The 6,587-nt window shown below is 70.1% G+C and carries 5 protein-coding genes; all 5 read left to right on the top strand.

Annotated elements, in window-relative coordinates; genetic code table 11:
- On the top strand, positions 1 to 825 hold an 825-nt coding region (locus tag KA419_18380), incomplete at its 5' end, for a hypothetical protein (protein ID MBP7867900.1).
- A gap of 10 nt (positions 826 to 835) precedes the next feature.
- Complete coding sequence (locus KA419_18375; GenBank protein MBP7867899.1) at positions 836 to 1,381, top strand: hypothetical protein; 546 nt, start codon at positions 836 to 838, stop codon at positions 1,379 to 1,381.
- Between the two features lie 337 nt (positions 1,382 to 1,718).
- On the top strand, positions 1,719 to 2,441 hold the full coding sequence (locus KA419_18370; GenBank protein MBP7867898.1) for a ubiquinone/menaquinone biosynthesis methyltransferase: 723 nt from the start codon (positions 1,719 to 1,721) through the stop codon (positions 2,439 to 2,441).
- Positions 2,438 to 5,914, top strand: coding sequence for a transcription-repair coupling factor (gene mfd / locus KA419_18365; GenBank protein MBP7867897.1), 3,477 nt, complete (start codon positions 2,438 to 2,440; stop codon positions 5,912 to 5,914). The genes KA419_18370 and mfd overlap by 4 nt, the downstream gene beginning before the upstream one ends.
- A 65-nt stretch (positions 5,915 to 5,979) precedes the next feature.
- Entirely contained in the window at positions 5,980 to 6,576 is a 597-nt protein-coding gene (locus KA419_18360) for a hypothetical protein (GenBank protein ID MBP7867896.1), read from the top strand.
- Positions 6,577 to 6,587: the final 11 nt, after the last annotated feature.

Here is a 6,587-nt window from a genome sequence, read left to right as displayed (position 1 = left end):
CCCCCGGGCCCGCCCCCCATGCCGGCCCCCGGCTACGGCGCCGCCCCGTACGCCCCCCCGGCGTACACCCCGCCCATGGCAGCCCCGAAGAAGGGGAAGGGCGGCATGGTGTTCCTCATCGTCTTCCTCGTTCTCCTGCTGGGCGGCGGCGGCTTCTCCCTGTGGTACTTCGTGTTCCGCGACAAGGGGGTCCCGGCGACGTCCGACGGCAAGCCCTCCGCTTCGACCACCTCCACGGCCAGCGTGACCATCCCCGGCCCCACCGGGGCCATGACGGGCGCGACCAGCCCCCTGCCGCCCGAAACGGGGACCCTGACCGGGGAGGACCAGCCCTTGATCGACCCGGTGACCGGGCAGCCCGTCGGCGGGCCCCTCCCGGGCACGACCGGCCCCTCGACCCCCGGGACCGTGACGCCCGGGACCCCGACACCCGGCCGCCGGCCGGTCGCCGCCTCCGGGCAGCCCGCGACGCCTGCCGGGACGTCACCCGTCACCCCCGTCACCCCGGCGACGCCCTCGACGCCCCCGCCGGTCCAGGAGTCCCCCTACGCCAGCATCAAGGTCGACGCCAGCGCCCTCCGCCTCCCGGGGATGAATGCCATGATCTCCGTCACCATCGGGAGCGGTTCCCGCAACTTCGGGGGCGTGTCCGCCACCCTCCAGTCCGAGAAGGGCTCCCAGCCCTACAGCGTGACGGTGATCTACACCAACGCCACCACGGGCGAGCGGGAACAGACCTACTCCGGGTCGGGGAACGTCCGCATCAACTACGCCGACCAGACGGTCGTCATTCGACGTCGGGGGGAATCCCTGACCATCAACTAGGAGGGACGACATGGAACCCTTGAAGCGGATCCTGGCCAACATCGTCAAGGAATCGGCAGGTGTCGACTACGAGAAGGTGTTCCAGGAGGTCATCTCGATGCTCCACGGGGAGCTGTGCCGGTTGATGACGGTGCGGGACGACGAGGTGGCCGTCCTGCTCCTCGACAAGATGAACAACGTGCGCTTTCTCCGGCCCAAGTACCTGGAGAAGGCGGGGTTCATCCCCTACAGCTACACCCGGGCGTTCGTCGTCAAGGTCATGCAGACCCGCTCCGTCGGCATCGACAACCGGTTCCACAGCACCCAGCACCTGAGCCTCTTCGAGGATTTCAAGAAGAACAACCCCAACCAGATCCCCATCCAGAAGATGCTCTGCGTTCCCCTGATCCGCGGGGAGACCCACTCGTTCGGGGCGGTGCAGCTCAGCCGGAAGGGCCTCACCCCGGAGAAAGCCGGCCCCGACTGGCGGGAGACGGACGGTGAGCGGGTCTTCGAGTTCCTCCAGCCGCTCAGCGACAACCTCTACATCCTCTGCAAGCACGCCGGCATCGTCTGAGCCTTCGGAGTGCGGCGCGAGTCCTCGAGCTGCCGCTTTTGCCCGTTCAACGGTCATCGGGTCTGCCGCCCAGACATCAGAAATGGTTTTGGCCCTCGTGAATACGATATAACGACGCCGCCTTCGCCCCCGGTTCCCCTCCCCCGCCTGTCCGGCGTCATCGATCCAAAGCGCCGCCACGTCATCTCGCCATCGGCCTGGAGGAGTCGAACCGCCGTGACGGCGCACGCCAAAACCATTTACCGCGCTGGCCGAGGGCGATATAATAACCTGTTTCGACGGGCTTCCGGGGACATTTTCCGGACATGAAACCCCTATCCCGACACCGGATGCGCTCATGAAACAGGCGGAAAACCCGAACCTCGAAAAAGCCCGCCAGGTGCGCCGGATGTTCGACGGCATCGCCCGCCGCTACGACCTCCTCAACCACCTGCTCAGCGCCGGCGCGGACATCGCCTGGCGGAAGGCCTCCGTCCGCCGCCTGGCCCGGGCCGGTCTCCCCCTGCCGCGCCGGATCCTCGACCTGTGCTGCGGCACCGGCGATTTCGCCTTCGAGGCCGCCCGCCTCGGCCCGGTCACCGCCGCCGACTTCTCCCTGCCCATGCTGGACATCGCCGCTCGCAAGGCCCGGGACCGCACCCTGGGCGGCCGGGTCCGATTCCTGGCCGCGGACGCCCTCCAGCTCCCGTTTCCCGACGCCACGTTCGCCGCCGTGACGGTGGCGTTCGGCGTCCGGAACTACGCCGACCTTCCGGCGGGGCTCGCCGAGATGCACCGGGTCCTGTGCCCGGGCGGTGTGGCCGGCATCCTGGAACTGTCCCGCCCGTGGCTCCCGGGGTTCGGCGTCCTGTTCCGGCTCTGGTTCCACGGCGTTGCACCGCGGATCGGCCGGCGGGTCTCCGGCGATCCGGCGGCCTACACGTACCTGCCGGCATCGGTGGACGCCTTCCCGCCCCCCCGGGTGATGGCCGAACGGATGGAAGCGGCCGGTTTCCGCCGCGTCCGCTTCCGCCGCTTCCTCTTCGGTGTGGCGGTGTTCTATACGGGGGTGCGGCCGTGAACCCCTGGCGTTTCGTCGAGGCCCATTTCGCCGGGAAGCTGCCCCCCGCGGGGCAGCCGCTGACGGTGGAAGGGCTCCCGGAGACCCTCCAGCCCCTGGCGGTCGCGGTGCTCTCCCGGCTGTCGGAAGGCCCCGTGCTCCTGCTGGCCCCCGACGCCGACACCGCGGACCAGGTGGCGCTGCAGGCCCGGTGGCACCTCCAGGCCGCCGGCGAGGACCCCGAGGGGGTTGCCCGGTTCCCTGCCCTGGACGTGGAGCCCTACCGCGGCCTGTCGCCACACCCCCGTCTCTTGGAAGAGCGCTGCGAGACCCTCTGGCGCCTGCTGGACGGGGGCGTCCGCGTCCTGGCCACCACCCCCGCCGCCCTGCTGGACCGCCTGCCGTCACCCGACGACTTCCTCGGCCGGGTCCTGGAGATCCGGGTCAACCGGGACTACTCCCTCCCCGACCTCCGCGCCCGGCTGGTCCGGATGGGCTACTCCGCAGAGGACCCGGTCACCGAGGTGGGGGAGTTCGCCGTGCGCGGCGGCATGATGGACGTGTTTCCGCCCGGGGCGAAGAACCCCTACCGCTTCGACTTCTTCGGCGACTGCGTCGAGTCGGTCCGCCTCTTCGACCCCGAGACCCAGCGCTCCCTGGGGGCCGTGGACCGGGTCACGCTGCTCCCCCTGACCCATTTCCCGGTGGGCGAGGTGTCGCCGGAGGCCCTCCTCGCCCCCCTGGAGAGCCGTTTCGGGGACCCCGGCTTCCTCCCGGCGCTCACGGAGATCCGCGACCAGCTCGAGGCCGGCGCCTTCCCCGCCGGGGGGGAGTTCCTCCTGGGCCTCGTGGCCTCCCAGGCGTCCTCGCTCCTGGACTACCTTGACCGGGCGCCCGGGCTGGTCCTCGACCTCGCCGGCACGGCGGCGGACGGCCTTGAAAAGGCTCACGAAACCCTGGAGCGTGAGTACGCCGCGGCCCTGGAGCGCGGTCATCCCGCCCTGGCGCCCGACGCTCACGCGCATGCGCCCGCCAGGGTGGCCGCCCGTCTTGCCGCCGCTCCCCTCGTTAGGTTCCCCGCCTTCGCCGACGGGGCCGAAGCGCCCGTCTCCCTTCGGGGGACGGCCACGTCGTCCTTCCTCGGGGACTTCACCGGCCTGGTGCGCTACCTCGCGGGGACGAAGGAGCACGTGCTCTTCGTGCTCTCGTCCGAGGGGCGGTGCGCCCGCATCCACCACCTCCTGGAAGAGTACGAGGTCCCCCACACCTGGAAAGCGGGCTTCCGCTGGGAGGAGATGGACCTCTCCGGCGCCCGGCGGGTGGTGATCGCCCAGGGGCCCCTGGAGCGGGGGTTCCGGCTCCCCGGGGCCTCGCTGGCGGTCCTGGGGTCCTACGACATCTTCCCCCGGACCGCCCCGTCCCGGCGCGAGGCCCCCCGGTCCAGCCGTGCCTCCGCCTTCTTCTCCGACTTCCGGGAACTGAAGCCCGGGGACTACGTGGTGCACCTCGACCACGGCGTCGGGGTCTTCCGGGGGCTCGAGAAGATCGCCGCCGCGGGGGTGGAGCAGGAGTTCGCCCTCCTGGAGTACGCCGACCGGGCGCGGGTCTACATCCCCGTGGAGCGCATGGACCTGCTCCAGAAGTACACCGGCGCGGAGGGGGCGCCGCCCGCCGTGGACCGGCTCGGGGGGACGGCCTGGAAGAAGAGCCGGGCGAAGATCAAGAAGGCCGTCCGGGAGATGGCTGACGAGCTGATCAAGCTCTACGCGCGGCGCACGGTGGCCGAGGGGCACCCCTTCCCGCCCGACGACCACTGGATGCGGGAGTTCGAGGACATGTTCGAGCACGAGCCCACCGCCGACCAGCTCCGGGCGGTGGCGGAGATCAAGCGGGACATGGAGTCGCCCCGACCCATGGACCGCCTGCTGTGCGGCGACGTGGGCTACGGCAAGACGGAGGTGGCCATGCGGGCCGTCTTCAAGGCCGTCAGCGCCGGCAAGCAGGTGGCCGTGCTCACGCCCACCACCGTCCTCGCCTTTCAGCACTACAACACCTTCCTGGGCCGCTTCGCCTCCTTCCCCTTCCGCATCGAGCTGGTCAGCCGCTTCCGCCGGCCCGAGCAGGTGCGGGACACCCTCAAGGACCTGGCGGCAGGGAAGGTGGACGTCGTCATCGGCACCCACCGCCTGCTCTCGAAGGACGTGGCCTTCCAGGACCTGGGGCTCCTGGTGGTGGACGAGGAGCAGCGCTTCGGCGTCACCCACAAGGAGCGGATCAAGACCATGCGCGCCGAGGTGGACGTGCTCACCCTCTCGGCGACCCCCATCCCCCGCACCCTCTACATGACCCTCTCGGGGATCCGGGATGTCTCCGTCATCGAGACGCCGCCCAAGGACCGCCTCTCCATCCAGACCCAGGTGATGAAGCACTCCGACGACGCGGTGGCCGAGGCGATCACCCGGGAACTGACCCGCGGCGGGCAGGTCTACTTCGTCCACAACCGGGTGGAGTCCATCCACGCGCGGGCCGACCGGGTCCGGCAGCTCGTCCCGGAGGCGCGGATCGGCGTCGCCCACGGCCAGATGGCGGAGAAGGAGCTGGAGAAGGTCATCCTCGACTTCATGCTGCACCGCTTCGACGTTCTGGTGAGCACCACCATCATCGAGAACGGGATCGACATCCCCCTGGTGAACACCATCGTGGTCAACAAGGCCCACATGTTCGGCCTGGCCCAGCTCTACCAGCTCCGCGGGCGCGTGGGCCGCTCCAACCGCCGGGCCTACGCCCTCCTCCTGGTACCCACTTTCGACGACCTCTCCGAGACGGCGAGACGGCGGCTGGCCGCCATCCGCGACTTCACCGAACTGGGCTCGGGGTTCCGCCTGGCCGCCCTGGACCTGGAGATCCGGGGCGCGGGAAACGTGCTGGGGGCCGAGCAGCACGGCCACATGATGACGGTGGGCTTCGAGACCTACTGCCGCCTGATGGAGGAGGCGGTGAAGGAGATCCGCGGCGAGGCGTACGTGGCGCCCGAGGCCCTCAACATCCAGCTCCAGGTGCGCCTGCGCATCCCCGAGACCTACATCGCCCAGGAGGGGCTGCGCCTCCAGCTCTACAAGCGGATCGCCTCCACGGGCGACGAGGTGTCCCTCGCCGGCCTCCAGGCGGAGGTCCGGGACCGCTACGGCCCCTTCCCCGAGGTGGTGGAGTGGCTCTTCGACTACGCCCGCCTCAAGGCACGGGCGATGCGGATGAATATCCCCGCCATCGTGCGCCGGCAGGACACCTTCCGGATCCAGCTCTCCCGCGACTCGAGGGTGAACCCCGAGGCCATCGTCCGGAAGGTCCAGGCCGGCGCGCCGCTGGCCTTCTCGCCGGAGGGCGTCCTGACGGCGACCCTGCCGTTCTCCACCGTCCCGGAGATGTTCGACGCCCTCGGCCGCCTCCTGGACGAGCTGTCCCCGCCCCTTGAATTTTCATGCCTTGTCCGATAAACTGGATTTGAACCGTTCGCGGAAAAAAGGGTTCCAATCCTTGGGACGGTACGTCGGGAGGAAACATGCGCCATGGGCTCCGCTGGGTGTTGGTTCTCTGCACGGTGTGGGCGACCGCTGGGGCCTTGGCGGCCCTGAACCGGTACGACGCCCGGAAGGCGATCCTGTCCATGCCGGATCTCTCCCCGGGAAAGAAGGACGTGGACGTGGTCAGCGTCTCCCAGATGGGGGGGCAGGCCACGGCGGAGGTCCGCCTGAACGTCAGCCTGATGATGACGAAGAAAGGCGGCGGCTGGGAGGTCAGCGAAGTCCGCATGCCGGACGGCGGCTGGGAAAAGGTCCCCGTCCTCCGGTCCGCCCTGAAGGACCTGCGGACCATCGAGACGCGCCGGGCGATGCTGGAACTGGTGGCGGCCTTGCTGCTGCGGTTCCGCGAGACGGGGGATTTTCCGAAAACGGGCGACATCACCGCCCTCAACGACCTCCTGTGCCCGGCCCACCTGGACCACCCGGTGGCCTTCGACGCCTGGACCACCCCGCTCCGGTACCACGGGGAGGACGGCGCCCACTACCGGATCCGGTCCGCCGGGCCGGACCGGAAGTGGGGGACCCCCGACGACATCGAACTCCAGGACGGGCGCTTCGCCGAGCCCGCCCGCTGACCGGCGGACAC

This window comes from Acidobacteriota bacterium, from assembly GCA_018001935.1.
GTDB lineage: Bacteria > Acidobacteriota > JAAYUB01 > JAAYUB01 > JAAYUB01 > JAGNHB01.
This window is presented reverse-complemented; position numbering and strand designations above follow the sequence as displayed.